We start from the raw sequence: 15,471 nt of genomic DNA, 5'->3' as shown, positions 1-15,471 counted from the left end.
CGCCACGGGTGCGGGTGTCAGCTGAAGACGGCCGAGACCGCGGCGAACACGGTGTCGTCGAGGTCCGCGCCGGCGGCCTCGCGGACCGCCTCCCACTGGGTGTCGGTGCTGGGCGAGACGACCGGCGCCGTCACCGCCGGATGCGCAAGCAGCCAGGCGAGCGCCAACCCGGCCGTGCTGATTTCGTTCTGCCGGGCGAGGTCCCGCAGCGCTGCGACCCGGGTGAGATTTTCCGCCGAGTGCATGCCCGAGTAGTACCGGTCTCCGGCGAGGGCGATGCGACTCCCGGGTGCGGGCGCGGCTCCGTCGAGATACCGGTCGGAGAGCACGCCGCCCGCGAGGGGTGAGTAGGCCAGGTACCCGATGCCCTCCGCGGCGGCCAGCGGCAGCAGGTCGCGTTCGTCCGCGCGATTGAGCAGGCTGAGTCCATTCTGGACGCACACCGGGCGAGGCAGTGACCTCTTCGCGGCGATGTCCAGGATGGCGTCCAGCAGCGCCGCATCGACGTTGCTCACGCCGTAATCGCGGATCAGCCCCGCTTCCCGCGCGGCGGCGAACGCGGTGAGCGTCTCCTCGATCGGCGTTCGCGGATCGGGCGCGTGGGACAGGTAGAGGTCAACGCGGCCCAGGCGCCGGATGCTCTCCGCCAGCTGCCGTTCGACGTGCGGCCCGGACAGGTCGACGTCCGTCTGATCGGGCCGCACCCGGCCGCCCACCTTGGTCAGCACGACCACGTCGTCCCGCGGCTGCTCGGCCAGCCAGCGCCCGGCCGTGCGCTCGCTCTCGCCACCGCCGTAGCTGTCGGCGGTGTCGATGGTGCGAATCCCCAGGTCGTAGGCCTCGCTGAGCCGGCGCAGCCCGTCCGCGGTGTCGATTCCCAACCCCCGGGTGGCCGCCGCGCCACCGATGCCTCCGATGGAACCGGCGCCGTAGACGAACCCGGTGACCTCGACCCCGGAGTCACCGAGCGAAGACGTTTCCACTGGACCCACCTTCCGAACGAGTGCACGAGCGGGACACTCGTGCCACGCAGCGAAGCTCCAACCTCGCTGTGTCTTGGATACCAGACGCTACCGCCAACTCCGCTCTCCCGCCCGGGCGCTGATCGTTGTTTCAATGGCTGACATGCCGGAACCAGTGCTCTTGGGCTCGAAGCCGATGACCGCGTCCGACGTCGTCGACGTCGTCCGCCAACACGCGCACGTCGGGCTCACCGAGGCGGCCGAGAAGAACCTCGCCGCCACCCGCCAGCACATCGAGGACCTCGCGCACGCGACCTCGCCCACGTATGGCGTCTCGACGGGCTTCGGCGCGCTCGCGACGCGCCACATCCCCGTGGAGAGCCGCACCGCGCTGCAACGGAGCCTCATCCGCTCGCACGCCGCGGGCGCGGGGCCGGCGGTGGAGGCGGAGGTCGTGCGCTCGCTGATGGTGCTGCGCTTGCGGACGCTCGCGAGCGGCTACACCGGCGTGCGGCCGGAGACGGCGCAAGCGCTTGCGGGCCTGCTCAACGCAGGGATCACGCCGGTTGTCCACGAGTTCGGCTCGCTCGGCTGCTCGGGTGACCTTGCGCCGCTGGCGGCGATCGCGCTCGCGCTGATGGGCGAAGGCGAAGTGGACCACGAGGGTGAGCGCAAACCCGCCGCCGACGCCCTGCGCGCGGCCGGCATCACGCCCGTCGTGCTTGCGGAAAAGGAAGGTCTCGCGCTCACCAACGGCACCGACGGCATGCTCGGCATGTTGCTGCTCGCGGCCGCCGACCTGCACAACCTGCTGGACGTTGCGGACCTCACCGCGGCGATGAGCGTCGAGGCGCTGCTGGGCACCGACCGGGCCTTCGCCGCCGACCTGCAGGCGCTGCGGCCGCACCCCGGCCAGGCCGCCAGCGCCGCGCGGATGTTCGCGGCGCTGCAGGGCTCGAAGATCGTCGAAAGCCACCGCGGGCCCGACTGCAACCGCGTGCAGGACGCGTACTCGCTGCGCTGCGCCCCACAGGTCCACGGCGCCGCGCGCGACACGCTCACGCACGCCGAGCTCGTGGCTGACCGCGAGCTGCGGTCCGCCGTGGACAATCCCGTGGTGCTGGCCGACGGCCGCGTCGAGTCCAACGGCAACTTCCACGGCGCGCCCGTGGCCTACGTGCTCGACTTCCTCGCGATCCCGGTCGCCGACGTCGCCAGCATCGCCGAGCGGCGCACCGACCGGATGCTCGACAAAGCGCGCTCGGCCGGCCTGCCGCCGTTCCTCGCGCACGACCCGGGTGTGGACTCCGGGCACATGATCGCGCAGTACACGCAGGCCGCGGTGGTCAGCGAGCTGAAGCGGCTCGCGGTGCCGGCGTCGGTCGACTCCATCCCGAGCAGCGCGATGCAGGAGGACCACGTCTCCATGGGCTGGTCCGCGGCGCGCAAGCTGCGCAAGGCTGTCGAAGGCCTGAACACGGTGCTGGCGATCGAGCTGCTCACCGCCGCCCGTGCGCTCGACTTCCGCGCTCCGCTCGAACCGTCGCCCGTCACCGGCGCGGTGCGCGACCTGCTCCGCACGAAGGTCGAGGGCCCGGGCCCCGACCGGCACCTGGCGCCCGAGATCGCGGCCGCCGAAGAACTCGTCCGTTCCGGCGCCGTCCTGGCCGCCGCCCGTCTGGAGGTCTGAGAATGTCTCGCACCGTCCGTGCCGCTCGCGGCACCCAGCTCACCGCGAAGTCGTGGCAGACCGAAGCCGCGCTGCGGATGTTCCACAACAACCTCGACCCCGAGGTCGCCGAGCGTCCCGAGGACCTGGTCGTCTACGGCGGCACTGGCAAGGCCGCCCGCAACTGGCCGAGCTTCGACGCGATCACGCGCGAACTGACCATTTTGGACAATGACGAGACGCTGCTCGTGCAGTCGGGCAAGCCGGTCGGCGTGTTCCGCACGCACGAGTGGGCGCCGCGCGTGCTGATCGCGAACTCGAACCTGGTGGGCGACTGGGCGACCTGGCCCGAGTTCCGCCGCCTGGAGCAGCAGGGTCTCACGATGTACGGCCAGATGACGGCCGGTTCCTGGATCTACATCGGCACGCAGGGCATCCTGCAGGGCACCTACGAGACGTTCGCCGCCGTCGCGAAGAAGAAGTTCGGTGGCACTCTGCGCGGCACGCTCACCGTGACCGCCGGGCTCGGCGGCATGGGTGGCGCGCAGCCGCTTGCGGTGACCATGAACGACGGCGTAGCGCTCGTGATCGAATGCGATCCGCAGCGCGCGCACCGCCGCGTCGAGACGCGTTATCTCGACGAGGTGGCCGACGACCTCAACGACGCCATCAAGCGCGTCACCACCGCGAAGAAGGAGCGGCGGCCGCTGTCGGTGGCCGTGGTCGGCAACGCCGCGGAGGTGCTGCCGGAGCTGCTGCGCCGCGGTGTCGAGGTCGACATCGTGACCGACCAGACGTCGGCACACGACCCGCTGTCGTACCTGCCCAAGGGCGTCAGCGTGGACGACTGGCAGGACTACGCGGCCAAGAAGCCCGACGAGTTCACCGACCGCTCGCGCGAGTCCATGGCCGACCACGTGAACGCCATGCTCGGCTTCCTCGACGCCGGCGCCGAGGTCTTCGACTACGGCAACTCCCTGCGCGGCGAGGCGAAGCTCGGCGGCTGCGAGCGCGCGTTCGACTTCCCCGGCTTCGTGCCTGCCTATATCCGCCCGCTGTTCTGCGAGGGCAACGGCCCGTTCCGCTGGGCGGCGCTCTCGGGTGACCCCGAGGACATCGCGGCCACCGACCGCGCGATGCTGGAACTGTTCCCGGAGAACGAGTCCCTGGCGCGCTGGATCAAGATGGCCGGCGAGCGCGTGGCGTTCCAGGGCCTGCCGGCGCGGATCTGCTGGCTCGGCTACGGCGAGCGCCACCTCGCAGGACTGCGGTTCAACGAGATGGTGGCGAGCGGTGAGCTCAAGGCGCCCGTGGTGATCGGGCGTGACCACCTCGACTCCGGCAGCGTCGCCTCGCCGTACCGCGAGACCGAGGCCATGGCCGACGGCTCCGACGCGATCGCCGACTGGCCGCTGCTCAACGCGCTGGTCAACACCGCGTCGGGCGCGAGCTGGGTGTCGATCCACCACGGTGGTGGCGTCGGCATGGGCCGCTCGATCCACGCGGGCCAGGTCAGCGTCGCCGACGGCACGGCGCTGGCCGCGCAGAAGCTCGAGCGCGTGCTGAAGAACGACCCGGGCATGGGAGTGATCCGCCACGTCGACGCCGGTTACGACGACGCGGCCGAGGTCGCCGACGAGCGTGGTGTGCGCATTCCCATGCGGGACAACGCGTGACCGCCGACGTACTTCTTCCCGTGGAGGCGGCATGAATAGCACGACGGGACTGCTCGGCGAGATCGCCGACGTCGGGCGCGACGCGAAGCGCGGCGGTTACTCGCGGCACGCGTTCGACGCGCCGGAACACGACCTGCGCACGTGGTTCGTCGAACGCGCGCAGCGGCTGGGCCTGGACGTCGAGACCGACCGCAACGGCAACCTCTGGGCCTGGTGGGGCGCGCCGGGGCCGGACGCCGTGGTGACCGGCAGCCACCTCGACTCGGTGCCGGGCGGCGGCGCGTTCGACGGCCCGCTCGGTGTGACGAGCGCGCTGGCGGCCGTGGAGGCGTTGCAGGCCAAGGGGTTCCGGCCGGCCAAGCCGTTCGCCGTGGTCGTGTTCGCAGAGGAGGAGGGCGGCCGGTTCGGCGTGCCCTGCCTCGGCTCGCGGCTGATGACCGGCACGATCGACGCGGACAGGGCGCGCGCGCTGCGTGACCCGGACGGCGTCACGTTCTGGGAGGCGGCCGCGAAGTCCGGTCTGGACGTCGATCGGATCGGCGCGGAGCCCGAGCGGCTGGGGCTCATCGGCCGGTTCCTGGAGCTGCACGTGGAACAGGGTCGCGGCCTGATCGACCTCGGTTCGGCCGTGGCGATCGGTAGCACGGTGATCGCCCACGGGCGGTGGCGGTTCTCGTTCTCCGGTCAGGGAAACCACGCCGGCGCGACGCTGATCGCAGACCGCGTGGACCCGATGCTGCCCGCGGCCGAGACCGTGGTGGCCGTGCGGCGGCTGGCGACGACGCGGGCGGACGCGCGGGCGACCGTCGGGCGGCTCGTGCCGACGCCGGGTGGCACCAACGTCATCGCGTCCACTGTGGACCTATGGCTCGACGCGCGAGTGCCCGGCCCGGTGACGCCGGAGCTCGTCGAGGATATTTCGCAGGCGGCCCGCACCGCCGCGGAGGCGGAGGGCTGCTCGCTGACCGTCACGCGCGAGTCGTACTCCGACGATGTGGTGTTCGACGAAAAACTGCGGCGTGACTTGGGGGAGTGGCTCGGCGAGGTGCCCGAGCTGCCGACCGGGGCGGGCCATGACGCCGCGATCCTGGCCGGGTTCGTGCCCGCCGGGATGCTGTACGTGCGCAACCCCACCGGCATCAGTCACTCGCCGGAGGAGTTCGCCGAGGCCGCCGACGTGGAGGCCGGCGCGCGGGCGCTGGCCGAGGTGCTGGAGCGGCTGGCGGCATGACCACGTACTGGTGTGAACGGGCCTGGCTGCCCGACGGGATCGCCGAGGCCGTGCTGCTCGTGGTGCGCGACGGGCGGATCACGTCGGTCACGACGGGCGCGCCGAAGTCGGGGACCGTCCTCACCGGGCTCACGCTGCCGGGGTTCGCCAACGGGCACTCGCACGCGTTCCACCGCGCGCTGCGGGGCCGGACGCACCACGAGCGTGGCACGTTCTGGACGTGGCGCGAGCGGATGTACTCGCTGGCGGCGCGGCTCGACCCGGACGCGTACTACCGGCTCGCGCGCGGGGTCTACGCGGAGATGGTGCTCGGCGGCTACACGAGCGTCGGCGAGTTCCACTACCTGCACCACGCGCCGGGTGGGAAGCCGTACGCGGAGCCGAACGCGATGGGCGACGCGTTGCGGCAAGCCGCCCGGGACGCGGGGATCCGGCTGACCCTGCTGGACACGTGTTACCTCGCGGGCGGGATCGGCGTGCCGCCGGACGAGGTGCAGCAGCGGTTCTCCGACGGTTCGGCCGAGAAGTGGGCTTCGCGCGTGGCATCTCTGGCCGAGGACGAGCTGTTCCGCGTCGGCGGGGCCATCCATTCCGTGCGGGCGGTGCCGGCGGACGATTTGTCGACCGTGAACCAGGGTGTGCCCGGTGATCGGCCGCTGCACATCCACCTGTCCGAACAGCGCGCGGAGAACGAGCAGTGCGAGGCGGCGTACGGCTGGACGCCGACCGGGTTGCTGCAGGCGCACGGCGTGCTGGGTGAGCGGTTGGTCGCGGTCCACGCGACGCACCTGACCGACCAGGACGTGAAGTGGCTGGGTGACGCGCGGTCGGCGGCGTGCTTCTGCCCGACGACCGAGCGCGACCTCGGAGATGGCATCGGTCCGGCGCGGCAGCTGCTCGACGCGGGCGTGCGGCTGGGTGTCGGCAGCGACAGCAACGCGGTGGTCGACGCGTTCGAAGAGACGCGCGCGCTGGAGCTGGACGACCGTCTGGCCAGCGAGGAACGCGGCCGCTTCACCGCCGAGGAGCTGCTGGCGGTGGGGGCCGATCACGCGTCCGTCGGGTGGCCGGAGGTGGGCCGGCTGGCCGTCGGCGCCGGGGCGGACCTGGTGACGGTGGCGCTGGATTCCGTGCGGACGGCGGGGATCGAGCCGTCGGGAGTGGTGTTCGCGGCGGGTGCCGCGGACGTGCGACGCGTCGTGGTGGCGGGTCGTGACGTGGTGCGCGACGGCGCGCACCTGCTCGTGGAGCGACCGGAAGCCGTACTGGCCGAGGAGATCGAGGCGCTGTGGCAATTCTGATCACGGGAATCGGCGAGCTCACCACCAACGACCCCGAGCTGGGCCGGCTGCACGATGCGGCGCTGGTGCTCGACGGCGGTGTCGTCGCGTGGGCCGGGCCGGCCGCGCAGGCGCCGGCGGCCGACGAGCGCGTGGACGTCGAGGGGCGCGCGGTGCTGCCCGGCTGGGTCGACAGCCACACGCACTTGGTGTTCGCGGGTGACCGCACGGCCGAGTTCGAAGCACGGATGGCCGGAAAGCCTTACACCGCGGGCGGAATCGCCGTCACGGTCGGGGCGACGCGGGAGGCTTCCGACGAGCAGCTGGCGGCGAACCTGCGCCGGCACGTCGAGGAGGCGGCCGCGCAGGGCACCACCTGCCTGGAGACCAAGACCGGATACGGGCTGACTGTGGCCGACGAAGCGCGCTCGGCGCGGATCGCGGCGACGGTGGCCGACGAGGTCACCTACCTCGGCGCGCACCTCGTGCCGCCGGGCGCCGACCCGGAGTCCTATGTGGACCTGGTGTGCGGCGAGATGCTCGACGCGGTGGTGCCCCACGTGCGGTGGGCCGACGTGTTCTGCGAGACGGGGGCGTTCGACGAGGCCCAGTCGGCGCGGGTGCTCAAGGCGGCGGCGGAGCGTGGCCTGGGGGTGCGGGTGCACGGCAACCAGCTCGGCGAGGGTCCCGGCGTGCGGCTCGCGGTGGAGCTGGGCGCGGCGAGCGTCGACCATTGCACGTATCTGAGCGACGAGGACGTCGAGGCGCTGGCGGCGTCGGACACGGTGGCGACGCTGCTGCCGGCGTGCGATCTGTCGACAAGGCAACCGCTGGCTCCGGCGCGGCGGCTGCTCGACGCGGGCGCGACGGTCGCGCTGGCCAGCAACGCGAATCCGGGCAGCTCGTACACCACGTCGATGGCGTTCTGCGTGACCACGGCCGTGCTGCAGATGCGGATGACGGTGGCGGAAGCCGTGTGGTCGGCGACGGCCGGGGGCGCGCGGGCGCTGCGGCGCGACGACGTCGGCTACCTGCGGCCGGGCGCGCGGGCCGACGTGCACGTGCTCGATGCGCCTTCGGCGACACACCTGGCCTACCGGCCGGGTGTGCCGCTCACGCACGCGGTGTGGCGGCGGGGTGAGCGGATGGGGTGAAGGCCTCAGCGGTGCGCTGACAAGTGCGCGAGCAGGAGCGGGTTGACGCGGTCGGCCGCCTCCTCCGGCAGCCAGTGGCCGGCGTCCTCGAAGATCTCGAAGCGGTAGGTGGCGTCCACGAACTCCGCGGTGTTCGTGGCGGCCGTGCGGCCGAGCTTGGTGTCCTGGGCGCCCCACACGTAGAGCGTCGGCACGGTGATGTGGCCGGCCGGGGCGGTGAACTCGTCGTCGGTGGCGCCGCGGTACCAGTTGAGCGTCGCCGTGAGGGCGCCCGGCTCGGTCAGGCGCGCGACGTTGCGCTCGACCTGGTGCTCCGGGATACGGCCCGCGTAGGCCGCGCGCAGGCGGGCGGCGCCGTCCGCCAGCATCGACGCCTCGGCGACACCGCCGGGCGCGCGGAAGAAGCGGACGTAGTCGAGGTCGAGGTTCTGCTGCTCCTCGTCCTTCGCCGCCTGCTTCAGCGCGGCGGGGTGCGGGGTCGAAAGCACGGTCAGCGACTTGAGCCGCTCGGGGTGCCGCGTGGCGAACACCCAGGCCATCATGCCGCCCCAGTCGTGGGCGACGAGGTGGAAGCGCCTCGGAGCCGCGGTGCCGGTGGTGAGCGTGTCCGCAAAGGACAGTGCGTCGGCCATGAGGGCGTCGATGGAGTAGTGCTCGACACCGGTCGGACGGGCCTCGCGGGCGTAACCGCGCTGGTCGACCGCCACGGCGTGGTAGCCGGCGTCGCCGAGGGCCTGGAGTTCGGCGGTCCAGGAGTCGGCGAACTCGGGCCAGCCGTGGAGCAGCAGGACGGGCTCGCCGTCCGCCGGTCCGGCGGCGAGGGCCGTGTGCTGGTGGTCGCCGGCCCGCAGGGTCACCTCGCGCAGCCGGCTCACCAGGGCGCTCGCACAGGCGTGGAGCGGGGGTGCGTGGAGTGGAGGTGCGTGGCGCGGGTGACGCGGGTGCCCTGGTAGTTCACGGCTCCCACCGTAAGCCCCGATGATCATGGAACGCCGGTGCGAGCCGGGGCACGGTCGCTGCCCTCAACGGCGAGCGGTGCGGCCGCGGGTGAAGGCGAGTCCGGCCACGGCGGCGAGGCAGCAGAGCCAGGCGAACCAGTCACCGAAACGGCTGTAGAGCGTGTCGCCCGTGCCGAGGGGGACGTCGGCGACGGCGACGGCCATCGGGGCCGGGCCGGTGCGCGCCTGGGCGAGGACGTGGCCGCGGGGGTCGCTCAGGATCGAGTTGCCGCGCGCGGCGCTCCAGGCCACGGACACGCCGTGCTCGACGCCGCGGAGCAGGGCGGTGCGGCTGTGCTGCCATCCGTCGGCATCTTTGTCGGAGGCGGGGATCAGCAGCAGGCCGGTGCCGGCGCGGGCGTAGTCGCGGGTGGGCGACGGGCCGTTGACGTCCAGGCAGACCGCCAGGCCGATGGGCTGTCCCTCGAGGTGGGCGAGGTCGTGGCCGGAGGTGACGGTGGAGCCACCGTTGCGCCACTTGCGGTATTCGACGGTCGGGCCTGCCGGGGGCACGTCGAGGGCCGTGTTGTAGGAGTTGTGGCTGGGGTCCTTCACGATCGCGCCGGTGACGATGTGGAGGTTCTTGGCGCGGGCGACGTCGGCCAACGGCCCGGTGAGCCTCGCCAGGTGGGCGCGGTCGGTGCCGAAAGCGGCTTCCGGGAGCACGGCGATGCGCACGTCGGGCGGCAGTTCGGTGAGAGCGTCTACATAGGACCGAAGAATCCGTTGGCCGGAAACAGAGTCCGGATCCGGGGCCCATGCGGGCTCGCTGCGGGCGACAACGGTGACGCGCACGTGGCCGGCCGAGGCGGCAGCAGGTGTCACGCCGAACGCCAAAGCTCCGCCCACCGCCGCGGCGGTCACCACGCTGACGCCGACGCGGGCCGACGTTCGCACGCTGGGCGCGAGCACGGCGGCGAGCGCGACCGGGGCCAGCAGCACGAGGTATTCGACACCCCAGCCGCCGACCACCGACGCGAGGCGCAGTACGTCGGGGTGGTCGCCCTGGCTGGTCATGAACGTCCCCATCACGCCGAACGGGCTGGCGAGCGAGAAGCCGTACAGCACGCCCGTCCAGAGCGCGGGCGTCGCGACGGTCGCGAGCACGGGCCGGCCCACCCGGACAAGCCGCCGGAAGAGTGCCACCGTCGCCGCGAACAGCACCGGCGATCCCAGCAGGATCGCGAGCGCGCCCGGCACCGGCACCGCCTGCGAGTTCAGGAAGTAATTCCAGCTGCCGGCGCTCCCGCCCAGGTAGGCGAGGAACGCCGCCGCACTCGCCACGCCCGCGTCCGTGCGCGGCGCGAGCAGGAGCACGGGCAGCGGGGCCAGCCACGCGAGCACGGCGACTGGTTCGAACCCCAGCCCGAAGTGGATCAGCACGCCGGACGCGACGGTGGCGGCCAACGCCCAACCGAGGTGGCGTTGCGTCGAAGTGGAAACGCTTGCGGTGGCGGTCATCCGATCGGCCCCTCTCGCCGTGGAACCACCACCGTCGCAGCCGGCCGCCGCCGAAGCACTGGGCTGTACCGGAGTATTCGTGGTAGGGCTGACACCACCCCAAAGCGCCTAATTTCGACATAAAGGATTAAAGGTGCAAACATGGATTCACTCCACCTGGCTAGTCGGCCAGTTGATCACCAGGTGAATGCGGGAATTGGACCTGCCCGGCCGCGCCCTCGTTTACGCAGAGTTCAACCAGAGGCCACTCGTACGAGATTAGGTGTCGCTCGGTTGATGGGTAGCTTCTAAACAGCACGACCACCGAGCTGGAGAAACGCCCATGGACTTTTCCCTCATTGTCCTGGTGGTGATCGTCGCGGCACTCGCCTTCGACTTCACCAACGGGTTCCACGACACGGCCAACGCCATGGCCACTTCCATTGCCACGGGAGCCCTCGAGCCCAGAATCGCCGTCGCCATTTCGGCCGTGCTGAACTTGGTCGGGGCGTTCCTGTCGATCGAGGTCGCAAAAACGATTTCCGGCGGCATCGTCGACGACACGAAGGTCACTCCGGTGGTGATTTTCGCGGGACTGGTCGGCGCCATCATCTGGAATCTCGTCACGTGGCTCGTCGGCCTGCCCTCGAGCTCCTCGCACGCGTTGTTCGGCGGTCTGATCGGCGCGACGTGGATCGCGTCGGGCGCGGATGCCGTGCACTTCGGCAAGGTCGTCGAGAAGGTGCTGATCCCTGCGGTCGCGTCGCCGATCGTGGCCGGGGTCGTGGCGCTCGTCGGCACGTTCCTGACCTACCGCATCACGGAGAGGGCCAAGGAACGCGTGGTGGGCAAGGGTTTCAAGACCGGCCAGGTCCTCTCGGCCAGCCTCGTCTCGCTCGCCCACGGCACCAACGACGCGCAGAAGACCATGGGTGTCATCACGCTGACGCTCATCGCAGGCGGCACGCTCGCGCCGGGTTCGAACCCGCCGCTGTGGGTCATCGGGGCCTGCGGCCTCGCGATCGCGGCCGGTACGTACCTCGGCGGCTGGCGCATCATCCAGACCATGGGCAAGAAGCTCACCGAGATCCAGACGCCGCAGGGCTTCGCCGCGGAGACCAGCTCCGCGGCCGTGATCCTGGCGTCGTCGCACCTCGGCTTCGCGCTGTCGACGACCCACGTCACCTCGGGCGGCATCATCGGCTCGGGCCTCGGCCGCAAGCTCGCGGAGGTCCGCTGGGGCGTCGCGGGCAAGATGGTCATCGCCTGGGTGCTCACGCTGCCGGCGGCCGCCATCGTCGGCGCCATCGCGGCGGCGGTCTCGACCCGCGGCAGCTGGGGCACGATCCTCATCGGCGCCGTCGGGGTGCTCGTGGCGCTGGGCATCTGGCTCGCGTCGCGCCGCAACCCGGTGAGCGCCAAGACCATCAACGACGAGCCGGACGCCGTCAAGGCCACTCCGGTCGCGGCCTGAGGGAGCGGACATGGACATCGACTGGGGTGCCCTCGGCACCGTCTTCGTCGTCGCACTGGTCGCGGCTGTCGTGCTCACGGTGCTGTTCGCCTACGGCATCCGCGGGCTTTCGGCGCGCGAAACCGCCCGGGAACAAGGCGGCTCCGGTGCCGCGGCGTTCACGGGTTCCATCGTGTGCTTCGCCGTCTGCGCGGCGGTGGTCGCGTACGGGATCTACTTGATCGCGGCCTGAGCGCGGCCGCGTAGTTCGCCCGGAAGCTCGTCGAGCAGTGGCAACACCGCTTCTCGGCGAGCTTTTCCCATGTTGGCCAACACGTCGAGCGCCGGTTCCCACAGCGATTCGTCGGCGCCGGCCGCGCGGATCAGCCGTGGTAGCCGGCCCTCGGGCAGCAGGCCCATCACGTGGTCGATGCGCGTTTTGTCGTCCAGCACGTAGGCAGTGCGCAGCAGCGCGGCGTCTTCGAGCACGGCGAGGCTGCGCCGCACGGTCGGGTCCGGCAGGTGCCCGACGAACCGCCCGAGCGTGATCCAGTCCTCCCGCCGGGTGAGCTCCGCGGCCACCGCGACCACGGTGTCGAGCGGGATGCGCGTGATGATCGACGTCGCGCGCCGCGGGTCCAGCTCCGCCGCCACCGACGCGAGGAACTTCGGCGGCAGCCGCTTCGCGACGTCCACGCCGCGCGAGACGTCCACCAGCCCGGCGATCCGCGCGCACAGCAGTGGTCCGAACACCTTTTCGGCGATCTTCGCGACCACGGGCGCGGGCAGCAGCCGGCTGGCCAGCGCCATGCGTTCGAGCACCACGAGGTTCGCGTCGAACAGCGTGGTCGTGACCTGTTCGCGGAACAGCTGCAGGTCGGCGACGTCCACGTCGGCGAGGTAGGCCAGCCGTTCGGGCTCGACGTCGAGCACGCGCGCGAGCTTGAGGATCTCCGGATTCACAGCCCGACCGCCTTGCGGACGGCGCCGCGCAGGAGCGCCGGCACGTACTTCAGCCCGTCCTCACCCGCCTGGGCGAGGGCTTTGGCCTGCCGGTGCCGCGCGTCGCGCAACGCGGCGGCGAGGTCCTGCCGCGCGTCTTCGGGCAGGGCTTGGATGCCCTCGGGCAGGGGGCCGCCGAGCTGCTCGGCGAGTGTGCGCTCAGCCATGGTGAGCCATCATGCCTCAGCGGTTGACTTTCGACAGTGGTGACCGCTGCCGCGGGCCTTGTAGCGTCAGCGCCCATGAAGGAGGTGACCAGGCGCAGGTGGCGGGTGGTGCTCGACGTCCTGCTCTGGATCTTCCTGTCCGGCGTCGTCGCGATCGACGCTTCGAACAACCCCAACCCGGCGGAACTGATCTTCGGGCTGGCCGCCACCACGGTGTCGGTCGCCGCGTGGCGCCGGCTGCCGACGGTGTCGCTGATCGTCACGATGGCCACGGCCGTGGTGGTGGCGTTCGGCTGGGGCGGGCGCGTGGCCGTGTGGGAGGTCTTCCTCATGGTCACCGTGGGGTACCTGGCCGGCCTGCGGATGACGCAGGTGCGCGTGGCCGTGCTCACGTGCTCGGCGATCGCGCTGGCCGGGCTGCCCGTCGCGTTCGTGCTGCCCTCGGCCGGGTTCGGGGCGTGGGGCGCGATGCTCGGGGTGCTCGCGTTCGCGGGCGTCGCGCCGTGGCTGTTGGGTCGCCACGTGCGACTGCGGCGCGAGCTGGCGCGCGCGGGGTGGCGGCGGGCGGAGGGGATGGAGAGCCGCCAGCAGCTCGTCGCCGACCAGGCCCGGCTGCGTGAGCGCGCGCGGATCGCCAGCGACATGCACGATTCCCTCGGCCACGAGCTGAGCTTGATCGCCGTGCGCGCCGCGGCTCTCGAAGTCGCCGGCGGTCTCGACGACACGCAGCGCGCCGCGGCGGGCGACCTGCGCGCCAACGCCGCGACGGCGATCGAGCGGCTGCGCCAGATCATCGGCGTGCTGCGCGAGGACGCGGCGCCGATCGAGCCCGTGCAGGGTGACCTGGGGGAGCTGCTGGAGCGGGCCCGCGCGTCGGGGCTGCTGATCGAGTCGCAAGTGGACAGTCTCGAGGCGACGCCGCCGATGGTCGCCCGTGCGGCGTACCGCGTGGTGCAGGAGGCGGTGACGAACGTCGCGAAGCACGCGCCGGGCGCGGCCGTGACCGTGCGGGTGCTGTGCTCGCCGGCGAGCACGGAGATCCGGGTGGTGAACGCGCGGCCGCCCGCGGGTCCGTTGCCGGGGGCGTCGGGCAAACGCGGGCTGATCGGGCTGCGCGAGCGCGTCCGGCTGGTCGGGGGCGCGCTGCGGGCGGGACCCGATGCGGGCGGTGGCTTCGAGGTCGTGGCCACGCTGCCGCACGACGCCGATCCGGGGCCCGCTTCCGAGGCCGACGCCGACGTCGGGCAGTCCGAGTCGGCGCGCGAGTGGGAGCTGGCGCGGCGCGACGTGCGGCGCAGCCTGGTGCAGGCGATCGTGATCCCGCTGGGTTTGTTCGGCGTGGTGATCGGCGGCAGCGGGGTGGCGTTCCTCGTGCAGTGGTACGGCTCGCAGGTGTCGATGGGGGTCTACCAGCAGATCCGGCTGGGGGCGACGCGAGAATCGATCGCACCGCTGCTGCCTTCGCAGCAACGGCTGTCGAAACCGCAGTACGGCGAGCCGCCGAAGCCCGCAGGGAGCACGTGCGAGTACTACGGCACTTCGCGCAGCTGGTGGAATGTGCGCTACGCCGCGATCCGGCTCTGCTTCGAGGGCGACCGGCTCGTGACGAAGGATCTCTACAGTGAGGACGAACCGTGATCCGGGTGCTACTGGCCGACGACGAGGCCATGATCCGCGCGGGCGTCGCGGCGATCCTGGCGGCCGACGCGGGCATCGAGGTCGTCGCGGAAGCCGCCGACGGCCGCGAAGCCGTGGCCCAGGCTCTGGCCACCCGGCCCGACGTGGTGTTGCTCGACATCCGCATGCCGGTCCTCGACGGCCTCGCCGCGGGTGCCGAGATCCGCCGCGTGCTGCCGGACGCCGGCGTGATCATCCTGACGACGTTCGGCGAAGACGCCTACATCGAACGCGCCCTGGGCTTCGGCGCCAGCGGGTTCCTGCTGAAGGCCGGCGACCCACGCGAACTGCTGTCCGGCATCCACGCCGTCGCGGACGGCGCCGCGTTCCTCTCCCCGAAAGTCGCGTCCCGCGTCATCGCCCGCCTCTCCGGCGGCGCCCTCACCCGCGGCGCCGCGGCGCGCGACCGCATCGCGGCTCTGACGGCCCGCGAACGCGAAGTCCTCACGCTGCTGGCGACCGGACTGTCCAACGCCGACATCGGTTCGCGGATGTTCGTCGTCGAAGGCACGGTCAAAGCCCACGTCAGCACCATCCTCACCCGCCTGGGCGCCCGCAACCGCGTCCAGGCGGCGATCACGGCTTACGAGGCCGGGTTGGTCGGGGGAGAAGCGGAGTAGTCCGGCGCCGGCCGTGCGGGCGGGTCGCGGCAATGAGGGATGAGGCGCCGCAACGTACTCCGCCGGGGCGGGCAGAGGAGCCGATCCGCCTGGGCGAGCGCCGCCGGGGCGTGAGCGGTGGTGCGGCTGGAGGCGGCCCGCC

At 72.0% G+C, this 15,471-nt stretch carries 14 protein-coding genes; 9 read left to right on the top strand and 5 right to left on the bottom strand.

All coding sequences use genetic code 11. From position 1 onward, the window contains the following. Positions 1-17: 17 nt before the first annotated feature. A complete protein-coding gene (locus tag QRX50_RS01225; protein ID WP_285970157.1) occupies positions 18-983 on the bottom strand; it encodes an aldo/keto reductase in 966 nt (321 codons plus the stop codon). Between the two features lie 142 nt (positions 984-1,125). Between QRX50_RS01225 and hutH the strand changes: the two genes are divergently transcribed. The 5 genes from hutH to hutI are packed head-to-tail and all read left to right on the top strand — an operon-like array spanning position 1,126 to position 7,972. After that, a complete protein-coding gene (gene hutH / locus QRX50_RS01220) occupies positions 1,126-2,652 on the top strand; it encodes a histidine ammonia-lyase (RefSeq protein WP_285970156.1) in 1,527 nt (508 codons plus the stop codon). Between the two features lie 2 nt (positions 2,653-2,654). Then, entirely contained in the window at positions 2,655-4,307 is a 1,653-nt protein-coding gene (gene hutU / locus QRX50_RS01215; RefSeq protein WP_285970155.1) for a urocanate hydratase, read from the top strand. Between the two features lie 31 nt (positions 4,308-4,338). Beyond that, a complete protein-coding gene (locus tag QRX50_RS01210; RefSeq protein ID WP_285970154.1) occupies positions 4,339-5,538 on the top strand; it encodes an allantoate amidohydrolase in 1,200 nt (399 codons plus the stop codon). Next, positions 5,535-6,839 (top strand): formimidoylglutamate deiminase, encoded by a 1,305-nt coding sequence (locus QRX50_RS01205; protein WP_285970153.1) that lies wholly within the window; start codon positions 5,535-5,537, stop codon positions 6,837-6,839. Before QRX50_RS01210 ends, QRX50_RS01205 begins: the two co-directional genes overlap by 4 nt. After that, positions 6,827-7,972: an imidazolonepropionase gene (gene hutI, locus QRX50_RS01200; RefSeq protein WP_285970152.1), complete on the top strand. Its 1,146-nt coding sequence runs from the start codon at positions 6,827-6,829 to the stop codon at positions 7,970-7,972. Before QRX50_RS01205 ends, hutI begins: the two co-directional genes overlap by 13 nt. A 5-nt stretch (positions 7,973-7,977) precedes the next feature. On the opposite strand, the gene QRX50_RS01195 is transcribed toward hutI, so the two are convergent. Both QRX50_RS01195 and QRX50_RS01190 read right to left on the bottom strand, forming a co-directional pair. Then, complete coding sequence (locus QRX50_RS01195) at positions 7,978-8,847, bottom strand: alpha/beta fold hydrolase (RefSeq protein ID WP_285970151.1); 870 nt, start codon at positions 8,845-8,847, stop codon at positions 7,978-7,980. Positions 8,848-8,994: 147 nt separating this feature from the next. Continuing rightward, positions 8,995-10,431, bottom strand: a complete 1,437-nt coding sequence (locus QRX50_RS01190; RefSeq protein ID WP_285970150.1) for a nitrilase-related carbon-nitrogen hydrolase — start codon at positions 10,429-10,431, stop codon at positions 8,995-8,997. 322 nt (positions 10,432-10,753) lie between these two features. Here QRX50_RS01190 and QRX50_RS01185 point away from each other — a divergent pair, with 322 nt between their 5' ends. Both QRX50_RS01185 and QRX50_RS01180 read left to right on the top strand, forming a co-directional pair. Then, a complete protein-coding gene (locus QRX50_RS01185) occupies positions 10,754-11,884 on the top strand; it encodes an inorganic phosphate transporter (RefSeq protein WP_285970149.1) in 1,131 nt (376 codons plus the stop codon). A gap of 10 nt (positions 11,885-11,894) precedes the next feature. Next, positions 11,895-12,116 carry a hypothetical protein gene (locus QRX50_RS01180; RefSeq protein WP_285970148.1) on the top strand — a complete coding sequence of 74 codons (222 nt, stop codon included), beginning with the start codon at positions 11,895-11,897 and terminating at the stop codon, positions 12,114-12,116. On the opposite strand, the gene QRX50_RS01175 is transcribed toward QRX50_RS01180, so the two are convergent. Then, on the bottom strand, positions 12,098-12,826 hold the full coding sequence (locus QRX50_RS01175; protein WP_285970147.1) for a hypothetical protein: 729 nt from the start codon (positions 12,824-12,826) through the stop codon (positions 12,098-12,100). The two genes, QRX50_RS01180 and QRX50_RS01175, sit on opposite strands and share 19 nt — an antisense overlap. Further along, on the bottom strand, positions 12,823-13,032 hold the full coding sequence (locus tag QRX50_RS01170) for a hypothetical protein (protein ID WP_285970146.1): 210 nt from the start codon (positions 13,030-13,032) through the stop codon (positions 12,823-12,825). The genes QRX50_RS01175 and QRX50_RS01170 overlap by 4 nt, the downstream gene beginning before the upstream one ends. A 75-nt stretch (positions 13,033-13,107) precedes the next feature. Here QRX50_RS01170 and QRX50_RS01165 point away from each other — a divergent pair, with 75 nt between their 5' ends. Further along, positions 13,108-14,670, top strand: coding sequence for a sensor histidine kinase (locus QRX50_RS01165; RefSeq protein ID WP_285970145.1), 1,563 nt, complete (start codon positions 13,108-13,110; stop codon positions 14,668-14,670). After that, positions 14,667-15,329: a response regulator gene (locus tag QRX50_RS01160; RefSeq protein WP_285970144.1), complete on the top strand. Its 663-nt coding sequence runs from the start codon at positions 14,667-14,669 to the stop codon at positions 15,327-15,329. Before QRX50_RS01165 ends, QRX50_RS01160 begins: the two co-directional genes overlap by 4 nt. Positions 15,330-15,471: the final 142 nt, after the last annotated feature.

Source organism: Amycolatopsis sp. 2-15, assembly GCF_030285625.1.
Lineage (GTDB): Bacteria > Actinomycetota > Actinomycetes > Mycobacteriales > Pseudonocardiaceae > Amycolatopsis > Amycolatopsis carbonis.
Note: the sequence above shows the minus strand (reverse complement) of the source record. Positions and strands in the feature narration are given on the sequence as shown.

Bases quoted from the DNA above. Each gene is read 5' to 3' on its own strand.
- QRX50_RS01180 (WP_285970148.1), top strand. From the start codon at position 11,895: ATGGACATCGACTGGGGTGCCCTCGGCACCGTCTTCGTCGTCGCACTG.
- QRX50_RS01210 (WP_285970154.1), top strand. From the start codon at position 4,339: ATGAATAGCACGACGGGACTGCTCGGCGAGATCGCCGACGTCGGGCGC.
- hutH (WP_285970156.1), top strand. From the start codon at position 1,126: ATGCCGGAACCAGTGCTCTTGGGCTCGAAGCCGATGACCGCGTCCGAC.
- QRX50_RS01190 (WP_285970150.1), bottom strand. From the start codon at position 10,431: ATGACCGCCACCGCAAGCGTTTCCACTTCGACGCAACGCCACCTCGGT.
- hutU (WP_285970155.1), top strand. From the start codon at position 2,655: ATGTCTCGCACCGTCCGTGCCGCTCGCGGCACCCAGCTCACCGCGAAG.
- QRX50_RS01205 (WP_285970153.1), top strand. From the start codon at position 5,535: ATGACCACGTACTGGTGTGAACGGGCCTGGCTGCCCGACGGGATCGCC.
- QRX50_RS01170 (WP_285970146.1), bottom strand. From the start codon at position 13,032: ATGGCTGAGCGCACACTCGCCGAGCAGCTCGGCGGCCCCCTGCCCGAG.
- QRX50_RS01165 (WP_285970145.1), top strand. From the start codon at position 13,108: ATGAAGGAGGTGACCAGGCGCAGGTGGCGGGTGGTGCTCGACGTCCTG.
- QRX50_RS01185 (WP_285970149.1), top strand. From the start codon at position 10,754: ATGGACTTTTCCCTCATTGTCCTGGTGGTGATCGTCGCGGCACTCGCC.